Annotated in this window: 15 protein-coding genes and 1 pseudogene; 11 read left to right on the top strand and 5 right to left on the bottom strand. The window is 54.1% G+C overall.

The window, feature by feature from the left end:
* Positions 1-747: 747 nt before the first annotated feature.
* Positions 748-1470 carry a hypothetical protein gene (locus AC6IY8_RS19280; protein ID WP_497776472.1) on the bottom strand — a complete coding sequence of 241 codons (723 nt, stop codon included), beginning with the start codon at positions 1468-1470 and terminating at the stop codon, positions 748-750.
* A 485-nt stretch (positions 1471-1955) separates the two neighbouring features.
* Here AC6IY8_RS19280 and AC6IY8_RS19275 point away from each other — a divergent pair, with 485 nt between their 5' ends.
* The 8 genes from AC6IY8_RS19275 to AC6IY8_RS19240 all read left to right on the top strand — a co-directional run bounded on the left by AC6IY8_RS19275 (position 1956) and on the right by AC6IY8_RS19240 (position 10158).
* Positions 1956-3506 (top strand): hypothetical protein, encoded by a 1551-nt coding sequence (locus tag AC6IY8_RS19275; RefSeq protein ID WP_497776470.1) that lies wholly within the window; start codon positions 1956-1958, stop codon positions 3504-3506.
* Positions 3507-3699: 193 nt separating this feature from the next.
* Positions 3700-5457, top strand: coding sequence for an ABC transporter ATP-binding protein (locus AC6IY8_RS19270; RefSeq protein WP_497776469.1), 1758 nt, complete (start codon positions 3700-3702; stop codon positions 5455-5457).
* A 230-nt stretch (positions 5458-5687) separates the two neighbouring features.
* Positions 5688-5963: a PqqD family protein gene (locus tag AC6IY8_RS19265; protein ID WP_497776467.1), complete on the top strand. Its 276-nt coding sequence runs from the start codon at positions 5688-5690 to the stop codon at positions 5961-5963.
* Positions 5960-7384: a phosphotransferase gene (locus AC6IY8_RS19260; RefSeq protein ID WP_497776465.1), complete on the top strand. Its 1425-nt coding sequence runs from the start codon at positions 5960-5962 to the stop codon at positions 7382-7384. Before AC6IY8_RS19265 ends, AC6IY8_RS19260 begins: the two co-directional genes overlap by 4 nt.
* Positions 7385-7434: 50 nt before the next feature.
* On the top strand, positions 7435-7803 hold the full coding sequence (locus AC6IY8_RS19255) for a lasso peptide biosynthesis B2 protein (protein ID WP_497776464.1): 369 nt from the start codon (positions 7435-7437) through the stop codon (positions 7801-7803).
* A 27-nt stretch (positions 7804-7830) separates the two neighbouring features.
* A complete protein-coding gene (locus AC6IY8_RS19250; RefSeq protein ID WP_497776463.1) occupies positions 7831-9777 on the top strand; it encodes an asparagine synthase-related protein in 1947 nt (648 codons plus the stop codon).
* 5 nt (positions 9778-9782) lie between these two features.
* Complete coding sequence (locus AC6IY8_RS19245; protein ID WP_497776462.1) at positions 9783-9923, top strand: hypothetical protein; 141 nt, start codon at positions 9783-9785, stop codon at positions 9921-9923.
* A 94-nt stretch (positions 9924-10017) separates the two neighbouring features.
* A complete protein-coding gene (locus tag AC6IY8_RS19240; RefSeq protein WP_497776460.1) occupies positions 10018-10158 on the top strand; it encodes a hypothetical protein in 141 nt (46 codons plus the stop codon).
* Between the two features lie 91 nt (positions 10159-10249).
* On the opposite strand, the gene AC6IY8_RS19235 is transcribed toward AC6IY8_RS19240, so the two are convergent.
* The 4 genes from AC6IY8_RS19235 to AC6IY8_RS19220 form a co-directional block, all read right to left on the bottom strand.
* Positions 10250-12439, bottom strand: coding sequence for a hypothetical protein (locus tag AC6IY8_RS19235; RefSeq protein WP_497776458.1), 2190 nt, complete (start codon positions 12437-12439; stop codon positions 10250-10252).
* Between the two features lie 139 nt (positions 12440-12578).
* On the bottom strand, positions 12579-15662 hold the full coding sequence (locus AC6IY8_RS19230) for a TonB-dependent receptor (protein WP_497776457.1): 3084 nt from the start codon (positions 15660-15662) through the stop codon (positions 12579-12581).
* 125 nt (positions 15663-15787) lie between these two features.
* Complete coding sequence (locus AC6IY8_RS19225) at positions 15788-17107, bottom strand: zf-HC2 domain-containing protein (protein WP_497776455.1); 1320 nt, start codon at positions 17105-17107, stop codon at positions 15788-15790.
* Between the two features lie 32 nt (positions 17108-17139).
* Positions 17140-17895, bottom strand: a complete 756-nt coding sequence (locus tag AC6IY8_RS19220; RefSeq protein ID WP_497776453.1) for an RNA polymerase sigma factor — start codon at positions 17893-17895, stop codon at positions 17140-17142.
* A gap of 119 nt (positions 17896-18014) precedes the next feature.
* Between AC6IY8_RS19220 and AC6IY8_RS19215 the strand changes: the two genes are divergently transcribed.
* The 3 genes and pseudogenes from AC6IY8_RS19215 to AC6IY8_RS19205 all read left to right on the top strand — a co-directional run.
* Positions 18015-18392 carry a helix-turn-helix domain-containing protein gene (locus AC6IY8_RS19215; protein WP_497776452.1) on the top strand — a complete coding sequence of 126 codons (378 nt, stop codon included), beginning with the start codon at positions 18015-18017 and terminating at the stop codon, positions 18390-18392.
* Between the two features lie 99 nt (positions 18393-18491).
* Complete coding sequence (locus AC6IY8_RS19210; protein WP_497776451.1) at positions 18492-18815, top strand: helix-turn-helix domain-containing protein; 324 nt, start codon at positions 18492-18494, stop codon at positions 18813-18815.
* A gap of 175 nt (positions 18816-18990) precedes the next feature.
* A pseudogene (locus AC6IY8_RS19205) lies at positions 18991-19590 on the top strand (PAS domain-containing protein); the annotation flags it as partial.
* Between the last annotated feature and the right edge of the window lie 26 nt (positions 19591-19616).

Genomic DNA, 19616 nt, shown 5'->3' with positions numbered 1-19616 from the left:
TCTTCCACCGCTTAGTTCGATTGACACTGTACGTGATGAAAGCCGAGAACTGATCCGCATGGCACTTCACCGGAGCAACTACGACTCGGAAAACCTAGCGAACATGAATCTTGTTTGCTTCCAGTCGTAATCCGATGGTGGCCATTACTCGTGGGCATGCCCCAGACCTAATGATCGATATCCCAGATAGTGCCTCTGCTTAGAACGGTGCTCTACGGCGCCGTCATGGTGGTAGAAACTGTTCGAATTTTATAGGAAGACTTTTGCTACGATGTTTCGGGGCTGACTGGAATCGGCCCGAATGTTAAAGGATAGGCTCAGGAGCTGCTGATTACCCCAGCAGCTCCCTCAATTAAGAGCAATTTGGAAACGTCTATCTGATTGGAGGGGTATAAAGGACGGCAAACAGGAAGCTATCGGCGATATTCTCACTGGAGTTGAATCGCTTCGGCACTACGATACCTGGATGCGGACAGTAAAGCTGGGTGATCTCCAGTCGTTCGAGGACAAAATCTTCTTGGCCGCTACGTTGATGATGCACGCGATGCGGAGCTACGACTACATGTCGGCTGCAATCTCGATTCGAGGTTGTCAACAGCGTGAAAAGTAAGCGCGCAAGGTAAATACAAGCAAACAAATCGATTATTTCTGGATTTATTATTCTGACCTTGACTTACCAGAGCGGAAACAACGTGGTCTGGCAAAGCGCTCAATATCAGCACGAGGGGGTGTGGTTCAGGGTGTGGTTCACTTTGCAACTTCCGTGATGTTCATTGTGACGGCAGTTACTCGGCCAACAATCTCTGCATCCATTGGGAAACGAAGCTGTCGCACTGACTCCCGTGATTGGGGCGAAGGGATCAGCAACAGATTCTTACCACGGAGCTCGCACCACGAACAGACATACTCGTCACGAAGTTCAACGAAGTAGATGGGGCGGTCAAATTCGTCTTTCCAAGTTCCTGCGCTGAGCTTTCTTTGCCGCGCATCGATCTGCACAAACGATCCCGGACGAATCATCGGATAGAGCGTGTAATCGTTGATCCCGATGTACCCGTATAGAGAGTTCTGCAAGTTCATCCGCTGGAGCAGCTCGACCGGAACTTCTCCCCACCGCGCGAACATTTGCGAGACCAGGTTCGTCTTCTCAAGTTGAACTCTTTGGCGCAACTCCAGCGGGGCATGGATCGCCATTTCGTCCCCGTCGGTCACGGAATTTACAAGATGAGTGTGCGGCAGACCCACCGTAATCTGTTCCCGGCCAATATCCTTAATATAGATATCAAAGAAGGCAAGAATCTCATGGTAGGCGCGCTTGTAAATGGCACTGAGTGAATAGAGTTTGTAGATGTTGGGCTTGAATTTGCCGTGCTCGATTTCAGTGAGCCAGGCGTGCGAGATGTAGTACTCCTGATTTCCTTTTTCGCGCGCGATTGCTTGACTCAGGCGCTCAACGTCACGCGTGGACAATCGTACACGCAAACGCTCCGCTCTGAGCCGTTGTCCTGATTCCGGGCTCGGTGTCGAAGCAAACATCGGGGGCCAAATTCTAAGCGGAAAAGGGATGCACTGTCTAGCCAGCACGAGATTTTATGGATATGAGCACCGCAGTTTTCTGTGCGGACAGGGGCGATCTTGCGCAAAGGTACAAAGCCACGTTCGCAGATGGTCGTAGTCCCGACCAAAACGGCGGCCTATATTTTTTCTGGAAACGGACGTATGTATTTGTCGGACCGACTCATTTAAGTCTGGCCGGTCGCAAGTCCGAACAGCAATTTCCCATTTGTCTCTAAAGTGAAGATTGAACGCTATACAGGACGGGTCGCTGCGGCAGTCTGTTGTGATAGACGAGTCGATGGGATCTCACATTTTGTCAGGGTCCAGGGATCGGAATGCAGCGGCGGAGAGGTGGTCCTGTGCATTCCAATGCCAAACCTTCAGCTCAAGCGGATTGCTTGAAAGCTGTTCTGGAGAGCAAGCATCTAACCCTTCATTCCATTTCCCAGAAATCAGCTTCCGTATATGGAAGATCCGCGCCTTATTACATTCCTCACCATCTCTACAACGATCTGCGGCGTGGATTCTTTAGCCCAAGCCTCTATCAGTTATGTGCTCTGAGCAGACTATCCGGATATGAACTGGCCGATTGGCTGCGTGTCTTTGGCTTCGATCTGGAGGACATACCGCGTCTCCAGATACTCCTTCCGGCGAAACGGACCGTGCTGCTTGACTCCTCGCTTGACCGGCCTGAGTCATTGATTCCTTGGTTTCGTGATGCCAGCGAAAACGTTCCGCACGAAGGAATTGTTCCGCTGGGCCAACTCATCGCGCGTTCTTCGCCGCGAAGTCTGCAATCGATTTGGAAAGCAGAAGGAGAACATTTTCTCTATGTGAAGATTGGTCGTCACGATGCATTAGCCTTCCCAACTCTGCTTCCTGGCAGCATCGTTCGCGTCGATACTGCTGTGAAAGAAAGAACTCCAATTGCCGGATATAGCTGCCAGTCAAAGAAGATATTCCTGATCGCACATGGGAAGAGATTGTGGTGCAGCCGCCTGAACTTCCTGGGGAAGAACCGAATCTTGCCCATCAGCGAAGCATTGCCTTTCCCTACTGCCGAGTTGAGCATCCCCGATGACGCGCAAATCATTGGTACAGCCGATATGGAGATTCGCCGCCTCGGAAGTGTTGAGCAACCTACGGTTCCAGCAGACCGGGTAGACAGTTGGAAGATGGAAAATGCAAGCCGCATCAATATTGGGCTTGGACGGCTACTCCGGCGAGCCCGAGTCCGGGCTGGACTGTCTCTCAGGGACGCTTCGGTTTTGAGTCGGCAGGTCGCCGACGAGTTGGGAGATGACCGGTTCTTTGCAGCACCGGGTTCTCTCTCGGATTATGAAGCTCAGGACGCACCTCCTCGGCACGTCCACAAGGTTATGACTCTATGTCTACTTTATGCTCTGCAACTCCCTGAGTTTCTTGAAGCGGCGGGGATCAATGGGGCTGCATTGGGAAAGGAGAGGATTCCATCGCACCTTCTAACCCGGCCCGACTTCAACGCAAAAGATGGCGTTGTTCGGGCATCGAACGCGCAAGCCAATGATTCACTGCTGCGTGCCTTGATACGAGAATTTGAAGGCCTCCCTCTTTTCCTTCGAGGATCGTTAAAAGAAATGACCGGCATAAGAGACATTTCCCTCCGGGACTTCTTCTGGACGGGCGCCGAAAAGAATCCCCTGCATCCATACCTCCGGGGCAGTTTGCTGGTGGTCGTGAATCGATGCAAGAAGACTCCCTTTAATTTTCGCTCGAAGCCGCTCTGCCAGCAGCCGCTCTATGTGCTGCTGCGGCGCGATGGCGGGTATTTCTGTGCGTGCTGCAGCAGGGACGGCGGCCAGTTGTCGGTTCATCCTTGCCCGATAGATTCCTATCATCCTCCGGGTGTTCAGAATCGTCAGGACGTGGAGGTCGTTGGTGAGGTTGTCACAATCGTGCGAAAGCTTTGATGTCAATTGTCTATTTTGCGAACGAATTCACTTATCTCGCAGATGACCTGTGCACCCAATTGTCCAAGAAATAGGCAAGTCCCGACACTATTGCGAACAGTCCGCTCATGGAACTATCGCGGTGCTTGTTGTTTTCCTATTCTCAATACGCGCTTCATGCACCTGCAATTGAGATCCTGAAGCCCTCGACCTCATGCCCTTCCATCTTCGGTCTGAAGCCAGCTGGTTATTCCGTCGTATTCGCCCTCTGCTGGCATGGCACATCGCGAGTTTCATCTGCATCGCGGGAAGCAGTGTTTTGGCGCTTTCAACGCCGCTCATTCTTAAATGGCTGATTGACCACGTTCTGCCGGCTCATCAAACGAAGTATCTCCTGTTGGCCGTAGTGCTGATTTTTCTGACCAGCCAGGGCAGAACTCTGCTCGCTGGCATTGGAAACTACCTTACGCTGCGCGCCTCCCAAAAACTGGCTATCGATTTGCGGATGAGGGTGCTCCGGCATCTGGATATGCTCTCAGCCGATTACCATGAAAGTACACCGGTGGGCACTGCCGCATATCCACTCAATCAGCCCATCGATGAAATCGCATACTTTGGTTCCGACTTGCTCCCGTCAATCTTGCGCACATTGCTGGCTACCACTCTGACGCTGGCGGCAATGTTCCTGTTGAGCGTCAGGATGACAGTCGCTCTGTTGCCGCTCATCCCGGTGTTCATTCTGACGCGCAATCATTTCAGGCGGGAGCTTGGAAGCGGTGCGGACCGGATGCAATGCGACCGGGTTGCGTGGAATAGCTTCCTCCAGGAACACTTGGCCGCAGTCGTTTCAATTCAATTGCTGCGGCAGGAGCACCGCCAGGAACGCAAGGCATTTCTTTTCTTGGCGCGATGCAACCGCTCGCAGGAACAGGTCTTCCGAATCAGCGTTTGGTTCGCCTTCTTCACGAGCATGGCTGTTGTAATGGGCATGTCTGCAGTTATCGGATTTGGCGGATGGAGTGTTCTGCAAGGGACGCTGACCATCGGCGGATTGGTGGCGTTCTTCAGCTATGTCACACAGCTCTTCGAACCGCTGAGTGGTGTCGCCGAACTCTACGTGCGCGCGCAGAAGACATTTGGCAGTATTCGTCAGGTCCAATTCTCACTGGCAAAATATCCGAGCATAATGGATGAACCTCATGCCCTTCCTATTCTCCCCGGAAGGCCTTTCAGTATCAGCGTCCTGGACCTCCGCTTTGCATATCCCGAACAAGAGCCTGGCCTTGTTATCTCAAGATTGCAGATTGGAGAGGCAGAGCAAATCGCGATTGCCGGAGCGAATGGCGCTGGCAAGAGCACTTTCGTAAAACTTCTAGCGCGCCTTTACGACCCAACCTCCGGGCAGATTAAACTTGGCGGTGAAGATGTTCGGCATATACACCTCACGAGTCTCCGGAAACATCTCTGCTACTTACCGCAGTATCCAGCCCTCTTCGATGGGACGTTATCCGATAACCTGCGGTTTGCCAGGCCCGCGGCTTCACCGATTGAGATGAAAGACGCACTGGAGTGCGTCGGACTCGGTGAATGGATTCGAACGCTTCCTTTGGGGCTGAACTACTGGATTGCGCCCGGCGGAGCACACCTTTCGGGCGGACAACGGCAGCGGCTCAGCATCGCCAGAGCACTTCTGATGGGCCCGAGGATTCTCATACTGGACGAGGCAGCATCGTGCCTCGATGCGGTATCGGAGCAATCACTGCTTCTAAAATTACGAGGCTTGCTTCCTGGCGCTACTGTCATCGTTGTATCCCACCGTCTTTCAACAATCTCCTGCATGGAACGAGTGCTGGTGTTTGAAAAGGGGAGAATCGTTGAAGATGGGAAGCCCTCGGTGTTACTTGCGAACGAGAACGCCTGTTCCTATCTATTCCGTGATCACACCAGAACCCGCGCCAATCCTGCTGAATGATAGCCGCCTTGCAGTCCGGCTGATCGGGTCAGCACCACAACCCAGCTCGGAGAGATGCCGAATAAGCGAACAGTCGGACAACTTTCCAGTGCGTGGCCATGTAATGCGATGTTGTTGAGAAAACACCGATTCGCGCCAGCGTTGCGCTTCTAGCGAACATATATGCCGAGTTCTCGTCGGCGGCTTCGTGCCGTGAGATATTGCCTCATCGCTGGGGGAGGGAGTGAATCATGTTTCGGCTTTCATCGGAGGTTCGCAGCACCCGCAATCAAGACGGCGGAATCCTGCTCGACATTCATCTCGGACAGATGTTTCGCGTGAATCCCATTGGCGCACTGATCGTGGAGGCTCTGGGTGCCGGACGCAATGAGACCGAAATTGCAAAAGAGATTGCAGAGACTTGCCACATCGGCATGGAGACAATCCAATCCGACATCCATGCGTTCCTCGAAGATCTTGAGAATCGTGGGCTTGTTCAACGTGATTCTGGCGGGAGGTTTGCATGAGTATCTCCGTAGAAAATATCGCCTCAACTCGCCGTCAGCAGCCGGGCAATTTCGCGACTTGCCGAATTCTGCTTCTCAGAAATCACGGTGCGGAATTACTACTGGCAAAGCGTGAAGAAGGGGGCCTCGGGCTGCCCTCAGTAGCAATTCGTCCGGGGAATCGAATCACGGAGGAAGTAAACGACGGCGTGAAAGCAGAGTGTGGGATCGCCGCCTATTGCTTGTTCCGTCCGCGCGTTTTCGATGTGGCGACCAAATCGCCTGACACTTTTTATCAGGTGATGGAAATAGCCGGTCCTGCTGCGCCCGATCTGCAGAACCAGGTGTGGCTTTCGTTATCGTCACTGAGCGAGGAGGCGTTCGCGGAGAAGAGCGATGGTGCCGCGCTGCTGGCGGCCAAGAACAACATCGCTGAATATCGGAATCGAGCCACCCTTGCACCATTCGGTTCTCCTGGCTGGTTGGAAGAATTGCTTGCCTGGGTGGCAAAGGAAGCAAGCGCTTTGGGGCTGTGCCTGAACGGAAGCATCCGTCAGTTCAACTCAGGCCCACACTTCTGTTTGCTTCGCATCGAGACCACCGGCAGTGCGTTGTGGTTCAAAGCAACCGGCGATCCAAATCGGCAGGAGTATCCCATCTCGACAGCGTTGGCGCATCTGTTTCCCGGATATGTGCCGCAGGTCATCGCCACTCGCGAAGAGTGGAATGGATGGTTGTCGCTGGAAGCACAAGGTGAACTGCTTGAGTCAAGAAGCGATCTGCATTCCTGGGAAACGGCGGCGCAGCGACTCGCAGAATTGCAGATTCGTTCTCTTGGCGAGCTTCAGCCGCTTATCAGGGCAGGTTGCAAGGACGTGCGCATCGACAGTCTCCGCAAACAGCTCGGACCGTTCTTCGATGTCGTCAATGAGCTGATGAAACGGCAGAAACGAATTTCTCCGTCGCCGATGAGCAGCGATCAGCTCACAGCTCTGCGTTTTCAACTCGGTGATGCCATCGACCGGCTGGATGCCCTCACGATTCCCGATGCGTTGAATCACCTCGATTTCAATCCCGGCAACATCGTTGGGGATGAAGATGGGTGCGTCTTTCTGGACTGGGCAGAGGCTGCAATAGGAGTTCCGTTTTTCACCTTTGAGTATCTGCGCTGCCACTTTCTACAGAGCAACTGCTATACGACTGATGGAGAGATGCAACTCGTTGACGCCTACCGCAAGAGCTGGGAGCGGTTCATTCCACACGAGGACGTTCACGAAGCGATGACTCTTGCACGGTGTCTCGCTGTATTTGCGTTTGCAGTTGGCAGCGGAATTTGGCGAAACGCTTTCGATGACGGCGAAGTTTCTGCTGGATACCTTCGGAGTCTCGCACGGCGGATGCAGAAGGAAGCTTCATTACCAGATTTCAAAACGACTCGTTGAAAACGACGATCCGCGTCGCCACTGCGTTATTCAGTTACAGGGGGCCGCTCATGCCATTGCTGATTTTTCTTGCCTATCGAGAACTTCTGTTGTGCGGGCACTTCCTGCGGCGGAAAGACTTCGCCACGCTTCATGAGCGTGTCCGCGCATGCAGGACGAGCACTGCACCGCGGTACTCAACGGAGCAAGTCTGTCAGGCGCTCGACATGGCGTGCATCTGGTACCCGAAGCACGTCCTCTGTTTGCAAAGATCGTCGGCGGCAACACGGCTTCTCCGGCGCTCAGGAATAGCAGCGGAGATGGTGCTCGGCGCACAGCTTCTTCCATTCCGAGCACATGCCTGGGTAGAAGTGGACGGTGCGGTGGTAAATGACAAGCCCTATATGCACGAAATCTATCAGGTTTTGGATCGCTGCTGAACTTCATATCAGGGAGGGACTCAGGTCATGAGTGTGATGTTCGGCAGATGCAATCTCGACGGCAGAGCCATTGATCCCCATTATGTGCAGAGCGTCTCGGAATGCCTGGTTCCGAAGGGCCGTGGCGGTACAGTTCGTCATGAATTGAGCGGCGGCATACTTCTGTTTCATACGCTATGCACAAGCTCAGTGCCTCGTCAAACCGTACAACCTTATTCCCTGCAGTCCGGCGCGCTATTGATGTGGAATGGACGTCTCGATAATCGCGAAGAACTGCGCAGAGCATCGGGTGCCGACCTGGCTGGCGATTCCTCCGACGTTGCGATTGTGGCTGCGGCATACGAGCACGTCGGTGTCGATTGTCTGCCGAAGATCATTGGGGACTGGACTCTGTCCGTATGGAATCCGGCTGAACGCAGTTTGATTCTGGCGAAAGACTTTCTGGGAACGCTCCCACTCTATTATTGTGCGAACGACTCCACAGTTGTATGGAGTTCGTTGCTTGAACCTCTGGTCCTCCTCTCTGACCGCACCTTCGCCTTACAGGGGGAATACCTTGCCGGATGGCTTGGGTATTTCCCTGCCACTGATCTCACTCCGTACGACACAATCTTTTCTGTTCCGCCTGCAAATGTCGTTCAGATCTGCGACAGCCGGCGCACAGTAACAGAGTATTGGAATTTCGATCCTGCCAAGCAAATCCGGCATCGCAGCGATGGTGAATACGAAGAACATTTTCGCACCGTCTTTGGCAATTCAGTGCGCCATCGGCTTCGCTCCGATTCGTCCATCCTCGCTGAGCTGAGTGGAGGAATGGACTCTTCGGGAATCGTCTGCATGGCGGACCATCTTCTAAAGCACGCTGCCGGCCCGCGCGTAGATACGATTTCCTATTACTGTGACGACGAGCCTAACTGGGACGAACAGCCCTATTTCCTGCAGGTCGAAGAGCAGCGTGGCAGGGCTGGCTTTCATGTGGACGTGAGCGGTGAGAGCGCACTCTGGCTCACGCGAGATTGCGAATTCACCTGTCACCCCGGCGCTGCCGCGCGACGGGAGAGTAATAGTGGCCGGAAGATCCAAGAGATACTCTCCTCAAATGGGTTCCGAGTCCTACTCTCCGGCATCGGCGGCGATGAAGTGCTTGGCGCCGCTCCCGATCCGATCCCCGGGTTAGCCGATCTCCTCACTCGGGGAAGATTCCACACATGGTTCAATCAGATGATTGCCTGGGCGCTTGCTCAGAAGAGGCCCATAGCATCATTGCTTTTCGACACTGTTCAGGCTTTTCTTCCGATGCGTCTCGCGAAACTTCCTTTACACGGTGCTCCACCGTCTTGGGTACATCTGGCTCTTCTCAGAAGATATCCGAGCGAACTTTGCAATCGGCGCCGAGTCCAACTGCGGGGAGCGCTGCCAAGCTTTCAGGACAACATGCATACGCTTGAGGCTCTCCGAAGGCAGTTTGCCTTCAACGGCACCGCGTCCGACGCGCTTTATGAAAAGCGCTATCCGTATCTTGACCGCGATCTCATGGAGTTTTTGTTTGCGATACCTCCTGACCAGCTCTTGAGGCCCAACCAGCGCCGTTCCCTCATGCGGCGTTCGTTGAGAGGGATCGTTCCCGAGGGCGTTCTAAATCGGAGACGCAAGGCGTATGTCATTCGGCAACCGATGGCCGATCTTCTCCGCAATATACCCGTTCTGTTGGCGAGGACCGAAACCATGGACGCACTATCGCAGCAGTTGATCGATTGCGGGAGACTGCGCGCGGCATTGGAGCGTGCAGTTCAAGACCAGACAATCCCAATTCTTTCTCTTGCGCGCACGTTTGCGCTGGATGCGTGGCTGCATTCCCTGCGGGCGTCGGGCGTTTGGGATGGGCGCGTTATGGCGCGAGGCTCAGCGGGAACCTTGCCATTCCAGCCTCAGGAGAGTCTGCCAATGAACACAATTCAAGCAGAGAGGAGGTGAAATTCATGACATACGAGAAACCCGTAATTGCTGCCTTGGCGGATGCTGCCGAAGCGATTCAGGGAGCGAAGCTCGGCGCACCGTTCGACAGCGTCAACCCCACCAGCACCGAACACAGCATCGCTACCTATGAGGCAGACGAGTAGCCATTGCCGAGCCGCAATCGCTCTTAACTCCTGGCTGGATTGGTTTGCGCGAATCCGACCGGGGAATTCTCACTACAGAAAGGAGGTGAAATTTATGGAATACCAGAAACCGGAAATCACGTTGTTGAATGATGCCGTTCAGGCAATTCAGGCGGCCAAGCCGGGCTTGATGGTCGATAGCATCAACCCAAACGATCCACAACGCAGCGGCTCAGCCTATGAAGCGGATGAGTAGCTGCTGGGCCGGGGCGTTCAAGACTATCTAGCGCCCCGGCTTCGCCTGCTTCACATAAGGGTGACGCAACGGAATTGAATTCGCAAGCGGGTTACTTCGGGGGAACGGTGTTCTGCGAACCTCCATTTGCTCCCTCATAGGACTTCCGCATTTTCTCCCAACGTTGGAACTGTTCCTGCTTCGCGGGGTCGGGATCGATTTCGTCTTTCAGCCAGAAGGTAAACCAATCGAGGCTGCCTTGTTGAGAGACGAGGCGATCCCATGGCTTCTTGAGGAGATGTGTGCCAAACGGAATCCAGACGAACTCGACTGGTTTATCTAACTGCGACAATCCGGAATACCACTGCCAGGCTCCCAGCGCGCCAGCGAAACCATAGTACTCCATGCGTACCGGAGTCTTGACTTTGTCGACCAGAAATCCCGGAGAGTTTTGCAGCCACAGCGCCGCAGTCTCACCAATCGGGGGGCCACCATTCACCTTTACGTAATCGGTCGCGGGAAACAGGAGATAGTTGATATAGCCCCCGTCGAAACCATCCGCGAGATCTGCCGCTGCGATGGTGTACTTGGAATGCGTCAAGGTGTATTCGGTGTGAAATACCGTGCGGCTGAACCCGATGATGCCTACCTTTGACCTGTCGATAAGCCCTCTCTGGTCAAGGTAGTCGATTGCTCCTTCATACGCTGCCATCTGTCGCGGGGCCTCACGCGAACTGTTTCCATTACGGCCATCGGCACCCCGCTCCGTGGAGCCGCCGATTTGCAGAACAACGATGTCCTTGGCCGCCAGTGGTTGGGCTGCAAACGCACTCGTCCATGGGCCATCGATCCAGAATCGTGCTTTGTCGAAGCCGTGCGTCTGGATCACGAGCGGATAGCGAATGCCACTCTTGTAATCCGGCGGAAGATACAGGCCACCATAGACCTCATGCCCATCGGAAGCGAGCCATTTCACTTCCTCAACTTTGCCTAACTTGAAGTTCGAAAGCTGGGGATTCAGATCCAAAAGCAGTGCTTTCTGGCGAGTCTGCGGATCATAGGCGTACACCTTGGGCGGAGTGTTCAGATCCTCTTCCAAGGTGACTTGCAATGCTCCGATGGATATCGCTTCGTGTGTTGTGGCGACTTTTTCCCAGCCTCCTCCTTTCTTCCGATAAGCCTGCATAGTCTGTCCAGATAACGAAGGGTTATCCAGCTTTAAGTAGAGCTCTTTGGTTGCGGACTCCCAGTGGTCGATCAGGAGATTTTCGTTACTAATCTTTCGCACAATACAATTAGGCACTTCGATCTCAGCGACGAATGCTTTCTTGCGGCGCATTTGGCCTTCGGATGTTTTCGCCGTTTCGTCCAGCGGAAGGTAGGTGTCGGCAACTACGACAGATGCGCTGTCCGGCAGCCAAATTATCGCCTGATTACGCCAGTTCTTCGGCGCATCTACGAGTGGCCGCATCGTTTGCGTACGCAGGTTGACCAGCATGTATTCCTGAACGTTCGACTTCTGTCCGGGTCTCCGGTGCTCGACGATGTACGGGTGAAGGCTGCTATTGTCGTATTCCGCCCAGCGGTCTGGAATCTCGATGGCGTAAACCGGCAATACTGCGTATTGGCCATCGGGAGAAAGCGAGAGGGGAAGGTATTGTGCGAGAACGCCTTTGGATGGAATCTTTACAGCGGGCTCCTGACCTGATTTCACAAAGAGTTCCAGACCTGTTCCACTTTCGCCATCGCGAGCGAGATCGTTGGTCAACAGCTCTGAGGGATATTGCGTGGTGACCAAAATACCATGCCTTCGCGTCTCTTCCGTGTCCAGTGTTTTCCGGAGCGGCTCAAAGGCTTCGTAGATAAGTGTATTGCCGTCGCTAGTGATGTCGAATGCGATGATCGCCGTGTCGTGACTGGTTAATTTCTTGATCTGCTTCGAGACAATATCGATGGTAAAGACGGATGCGAGAATATCCCGGTTTTCTCCAACATACGCGATGGTTCGGTTGTCCGAGAGCCAGTGCAAATCCTTGATTCCATCACCATTGGACGCCGAAGCCATTGTCACGAGAACCTTCGGCACGGGACGGCCCAAGGCACTTTGCGTCTCGTAGAGCAGCAGTGAATAGTCGTTGGTATTCTGCGCTATATTTCCTTTCTTCGCGATGATCGCAAAGTGTTTTCGGTCAGGCGAAAACACAGCAACTGGCTGAGTTCCTGGGCCGCCGAGGAAGTATCCATCGTCGGCCCAGCGGGTCATCTGAATCACGTCTGCAACTGTGATTCTCTTGGGGGACAATGGCTCCTGAGCGTGACAGAGACACACCGAAAGCATAAGCCAGGCCAATGACCGCGTAAAGACGCAGAACGGGCTACCTGTGTGCACAGAGACATTCCTCCGAGGATGAGCTATAGGTTCTCGCTTCTGTGTGGATGGATCAGAAACTGACGCGAAGCGAAAGTTGCAATGATCTTGGACCGCCCTGCTGGAACAGTGGATTGAGCCCACCAAGTCCTTTGTTCAGCATGGAAGTGGACTGCAGATAGGTATTCCCGACGCCAACGTACGCATATGGATTTTGGAAGTTCGGATGATTCAGGATGTTGAAGGCGTCGGTCCTGAATTGCACATTGACGCGATCCCGAATGGCAATCTTGCGGACAAGCGAAACATCGACCTGAGTCAGACCAAATCCGGGAATGTCATTGCGCGGTTCTGTACCTTGTTGACCGGACGATGGAATTGAGAATGCCTCCGGATTCAATCTCTTGCCACCTCCGGCGCTCGAATCGGAAATCCAAAGCGGCTGGCCTGAAACACGGTCGGGACGTGGAGAGGCTCCGGCAATGGTACTGGTGAGGACGCTTGCATTGAACGGAAAGCCACTTCGGGCAACAATCATTCCGTTGAGCGACCAATCTCTCGCGAGAAGAGCGACCACATTGCGGCCGTGGAGATTCGGAACAGCATAGATGACTGCTCCCGAGAAAGTGTGCCGCACGTCAAAGCTCGATGAAGCATAGTCATTCGCAGCCAGGACCACAGTTGGGGAGACCGTAGTAAGCGTGTCGTTGGAGGCATTGTCCAGAGTATGTGCCCAGCTATAGTTCAGAAGAACCTGAATGCGGCTGGACATGGGTTTCCGGTACTGCACCTGCAGCGCGTGATAGTTGGATTTTGCGTCATTCTCCGTGAGCAGAAGAACTCCCGCGAAGTTGGTATTTGGTTGTGGAATTCCTATTTGCTTCAATATCTTCCGTCCAGCCTGACCGACATAAGTGAGCGAGAGCGCCTGAGACCCTGCAAATGATTTTTCAACTGCAAAGTTCCACTGATAGGAGCGAGGAAGTGTCACGTCGGGGCTATATGCCCGCAGTCCGCTTGGATAGGGCGGCTTTGAGGAAAGGGATGCCAGGTATGGACTGACATCGCTCAGGGGAAGGCTGACAGTGGAGCAGCAATTGATCGCAGTGTTGGGGAAGCTGGCACCAAGCATACCGACTGCGTCCGACGCCAAATCGTAGAAAATGCCCCAGCCAGCGCGAACAACCAGATCCCCTTTGGGTGTGAGACTGTAGGCTGCTCCAACTCTCGGCCCGAAGTTGCGGTAGCCGGTTTTCCAGAGCGGTGTGCCTGTCGGGGCGATAGTGAGTGCGGATAGGTCGGAAAGCGTGCTCAGGGCTGCCAGTTGCGTTCCGTTCGCAGCTTCGGGGGCTGGATTGATCTCCCACCGGAGCCCATATGTCAGAGTGAATCTCGGCGTCATTTTCCATGTGTCTTGAGCGTATAAGCCGGTTGCTCGGGTGAGGAAACTGGAAGGACGGGCCGCGGATGTGTAAATAGTCGCTTGGCCGGTGGAGAGCAGTCCGGAGACAGAATTGCCAATGTACTCGATGGAATCCTGGAAGGGGTGCAGGTCAAGATGGGTTTGGCGGTAGTCCACTCCCACCTTGACCATATGTTGACCGAGCGTTATCGAGAAATCGTCAGCCGGATTCCACTGAACGTTTCGGTTCTTTGCGGAAGGCCCAGTAGCATAGAACGCCGTATCACTCGTATAGAACTGAAGCAGTGTATTTTGCGAAGCACTACCGAGGCCGGATCCGAGCAGTGCCGTAGATGGGGGAACCGCGCCGCCGAATGAGTCCAGCGTCAACACATAGGTAGATCTCTGCAGCGAGTAGTTCGCGCGAAATGCATTCGACATGCGCGGACTCGGCGTAAAGGTTGCGCCCACCGTGACGGTCCTCGTATTGATTGAAGTCGTATCCATTTCACTCAAAGCATTGTTGCGGCTTGCATTGTCCGAAGGCGCTTCGTTATAGCGAGCAAATGTCGAGATGCGGTCTGTGAAGTTGTGGTCGAGCCGAATGCTTCCGGCATTGAGCGTCGATGGATTGGAATAGTTACCCGTGAAACTTCCGGTGTAGACCCCGGTGACGATCGTTTTGTTATCCGGTAGCGGATAGGCGTTCAGGAATGGAGCCAGCGCGGATGACGCAATTGACCGAGCATACGCTGAGGGAACCTGGACAATCGTTGTGTTTGGTTGTTTCAGGCGAACACCTTCATAGGAGGCAAAGAAGAAAGTTTTGTCGCGCAGAATTGGACCGCCCAGGAATGCGCCGAAATCATTGTGGCGCTCCGCAGCACGCGGCTGGTGCGCATGATTGGCGAACCAATCATTCGCGTCCAAAACGTCGTTGCGGAAGTACTCATAGACTCCGCCGTGCAAAGCGTTAGTGCCCGAGCGGGTCGTAAGAAGAACCTGACCACCGGCGGAACGGCCAAACTCGGGAGCAAACGATGACGTTTCTATGCGGAACTCCTGCAAGGCTTCAACAGACACCAAACTGCTTGTTCCGCCGAGAGCACTGAATGCCTGAGCGGAGCCAGTGCCGGAGGTTCCCAATCCAAACGTCGCAGCGACTCCGAAGTTCGCCGAGACACCATCGACGAGAAAATTGTTGGAACTGGTTCGCTGGCCAGAAATGCTGAACTGGCCTTGGTTGCTGGAGCCGGACGGAGCAATCGTGACACCCGGGGTCAACTGCAGGAGTGAGTTAAAGCTCCGGCCATTCAGAGGGAGGTTCTCAATAAGGTCGTGGTCGATGACTGTACCGACGGCGCCCGATTCCGTGTTCACGAGCGGAGCGCCCGCTTCAACTGTGATCGTCTCCGATGCCGCGCCAACTGGCAGTGTGAAGTTGATCGCCAGTGCATCCTGCGTATTCAGCACGATGTCGGGCTTGATCAGAGTCTTGAATCCAATCTTCGATACCTGAAGCCGGTAGGCACCTGGGGGAAGATTGCGGACTGCATAGATGCCTTCGTTATTGGTCGCACCGGGATATTTCACGCCTGTTGCGTCGTTCACAAGTTGAATATCGGCGCCGCTGATGGCCCTGCTGGATATGTCCAGCACAATGCCGCTGATTGTGCCATTGGGAGATTGCGCAACCGCGATGATTGCCCCAGAGAGCAAGAGAAGTAGCAATCGAAGAAGGGTGGACAGGCGCACGGGAAGACTCCTTTAACGCACGGATATATGTTCTTCAATCCGGCTTACGAAAGGCTCTTCGCAGTAGTACCAATAATTCTTGCACAACTTTGCCAGTGAGAGGCTAAGCAGGTGAACAGCCGAGGTTACTGATGGTTGGGATCGATTCGTAAATAGGCAAACAGAAATGGCTTTCCACTTGGCCGGTGGCTTCCGCCGTTTGGTTCAACAGTCACAAAGACAGCATCGATTTGGGCAAGCGTCTTCGGATCGTTCGCGCGCATGATCCACCGCTTCTTGGTGGCATTGTCTTCGTAGAACATCCCCAAACTGACCGATTGCTGCGGATCAGTTCCGCGTCGGCCCCACGCCTGGAAGGTGCTGGCATTCTTTATGCCGTTTTGCTGGTTCAGATCATAGGCGTAGAAAATCAATGATTTTCCTTTCGTATAAAACACACGCCCATACGGCTTCTGCGTCGCGCCTGTGCGGGCCACGTCATACACTTCCGCTATGTAGAGGTCCCGCGCTCCGATGAGCTCCCGAATGTCGCGGTCATGAGCGAGTAATTCGCGTTGCTGTTCGTTTTCCTGCTCACGGTCATGGGCTGTGTGTGTCAGTTCGTTCACCGTTGCCGTCAAGCTGGCTACGCGCGCAGCATCCTGAGAGGTCTGGCGCGTCGAAGCTTCGAGTTGTTGCTCAATGTTCTGCGTCCTTGCCTGTGCGGTGCTTAGTTGCTGCGCCAGAGCCTCGCGTTCCTGAGCCAAGCGGTCACGATCCGCTCCCCGGTTCTGCGATTCAGCCTCTAGCTTTGCTTGTGCCGTTTTTAACCGTGTCAGTTCCAAAGTCTGTTGCGCAAGCTGCTGACGGAGACCGGTGATCGTCGCATCATGTTGTTGGCTATCCACGGTGCTGAGGGAAGATTGCTGTCCGGCCCCATTGAGTTGGTTTTGGGCCAGCGCTGCGGTGTTCGGAGAAGGGACGGCAACAATGTTTGCACTCTCGGTGCCATGGCGAATTCCGATTCGATAGGCACAAAGGCCAAGAGCGATGACGAGCAGGACGCCTGCAGCGTATTGGAGCCACACGTGACGCCAAATATCCTCTCCCAAATTCGCACTATCTGCACTGAAGGAACTGGGAGGGGCAGACTCGTAAACCGTCTTCGCACCTTCCGCATCTGATGTGTTCGTGGGCTCTTCCTCCTCCAGGCGAGCGAAGAACAACGCCTCCGCGCGCTCCTGCGACCAGGTGTGGTCGATTTCAAGATTTTTGGGGAAATCTCCTGGTGCCAGGGCGGGGATTACTGTAGCGATCGTCTCTTCATACTGCCGCATGGACTCCCGGCAGGAAGGACAGATCGCCAGATGCTCCTCCAACCGCTTTCTCTCCTCCCCGGTCAATGAGCCCGAGGTGGCAAGAGCGCAGAGTTCGAGAAACTCGTCATGGGATTCAGGTTGCGGCACTGCCTCTGCTCCTGGTTCGGAGCTACCTTGTATCATATCGCCTGATTGTTGCGCAATTTCTTCCTGAGGATGTGTTTCCGCATTCTCTCCAGCCCGCGGTAGTAATGGTGCCTGACGTTCCCGATTGGCTGCTTCAGGTTTTCAGCAATCTCTTCCAGAGTGTAGCCTTCAAAGAAGAAAAGTTGGATCGTCTTTCGCTGGTCATCCGTAAGCAGTTCGTCGATTTCCTCAAGCCGTGTCTTGCCCAGCACCGCCTCCAGAGACTGGTCGAACGCGAGAGTTTCCCCTTGTGGGTCGGATATCTCCATCGCGGAGCCGTCGAGGTTCACGTGGGTATAGAAGTGGCGGGAGATCAGGTAGCGGCGACGGTCAATCGCACGCTGGTAGGTCATCTGGACGATCCAGGAGCGTGCAGACCCCTTCGCGTTGTCGAAAATTCCGCACTTCCGGTAAATGAACAAAAACAGATCTTGCAGCAGATCGTCTGCTTCTGCCTCATCACGCAGGATACGAAGGGCTACGGATCGCACCACTCTGGCAAATCGCCGGAAAAGAAGTGCGAGAGCCTCCCGGTCACCGAGGGAGACTCGACTCAGCAAGATTTCATCGGAAGGCTCTGCAACACAAGCCGCGCTCCCAGCTTCGCTGGATATGGATGGAGAATCGGTAGGATTTCGCGCGCTTTCAGCTCCGGGTAGCGGACTTGGTTCCTCTTCGTTCCGGGTGCGGCTCTCCTCGGTGCCGTCACCAATAATCCGTGGAAAATAGCGGGCAGCCTCTGAACTCATGCTGCCTCCGCACGGTGCTCTTCATGTGGCTTTGCTGACGTTGATGTCGAACGCGGGAGCGAAACAGGCCGCGTAACATTGTGGCCCCACTCCGTTATTGTCAATGGCTCCAACCACTGATGCTCCTTAGCCGCAGGTCGAACATATTGTCGATTGTCGGTAACTGCCCGTTGGCCTATTACCGACAAAAGAAGACGATGTTCTCCGTAATGGCCAAACGTCGAAAACAAATTCAACCTCTGTCGGGATTGGAGAAGGCGTTTGGAGATGCGGTGCGTTCACTTCGAGATGAACGCGACATATCGCAGATGGCGTTGCATTCCAACACGGGATTGGATCGAACATTCATAAGTGACTTAGAACGGGGAATTCAATGCCCCAGTCTTAGAACAGTGTTTCGAGTGGCACGGGGCCTCGGAGTGCAGCCATGCACTTTGATCCGCAAGACTGAAGAATCGCCCCACTTCGAGTTCCCAAATAATGGATCAGACGACTAGACGCAGTCACCATAACGCTGAACGCCAACAAAGTCAATGTAAATACAGGCTATTGGCGTGTGTTGTAAGCCGAAGACCCCTTGTAAGTTCAGAGAAGGCATGGAGAAACTGATACTTTTCGGCAAGAGGATTCGTTCGGTTCGGGAATCAAGCGGACTGTCGAGAGAATCTGTAGCCGAAAATGCCTCGATCACTGCAAACTACCTCGGTGAGATCGAGCGCGGAGAGAAGTGGCCATCGATTGAAGTGATCTCATCGGTGGCCAGTGCGCTCGGTGTTTCCCCGTCGACTCTCTTCTCGTACGAGGCTGAAGAGGTTGATCCCAAGATTCTTCAATCCCAGCTTCATAGCATCCTTGAAGCAAGAAATACCGAACAACTCCAACAAGTCCTCCGGATTGTAAAAGCGATGTTTCTGCTCTGAGGTCTTTGGAGACCTCGCAACTGAATTCGCGTACCCCGTTTCAAGGTTCCTTTTGTGCAGCGATTCAGACGTTGACAGAGAAAATTCCCTGTCTTGACCTCGCGAGACAGATTCGCATAATATTTCGCCCTACCACAGGTGTGGTGTCAATTTTCTTGTTACGTATGACGAAGTTATGGATCAATCTGGTCCTCCGCGACGTGAACCGCTGCTCAATTCGTCGGCCGGCCTCGGCTGGAGAATTGGCTCTGCTCTCACCTGTTGCGTTGCGTTGATCTTGCTGGTGGCTTCCTACACGGCGAAAATTCAAACTCAGCGCGTTTCCGAAATCGTATTTCTACTCATCCTGGCAGCGCTGGGCTCCGTTTTCTTGTTTCACACACGTTTCTTGACGGCCGCTCATAAGCAACAACGGCAGGTCACAACTGCGCTCCAGAGATCCGAACGGGAGTTTCAATCTGTTTTCGAAAATGCTCTCGACGCGATCTTGATCCTAGATAACAGCGGCGTTTGCCGGGAGGTGAACCCCGCAGCACTGCAGCTTCTGCGTGTTTCCCGATCCGAATTGATCGGCCAGACTCAGGCAAGCTTTTTCCGGCACACCGAAGAATTCGACGCGACCTGGTCCCGCATTCGGGAACAGAAACGGGATCATGGCAATGCTGAGTTTCTGTTGGGCAATGGTTCTGCGGTGTTTGTGGAATACACCGCACGAGCTGGTTTCTTACCGGGATTGCACCTGATGATTCTTCGGGATATCACGCAACGGCGCCGCGCGGAGGAAGAAGTTCGGGGAAATTT

This window comes from Koromonas soli (assembly GCF_059726265.1).
The sequence above is the reverse complement of the archived record's forward strand: the minus strand, read 5'-3'. Positions and strand labels throughout refer to the sequence as shown.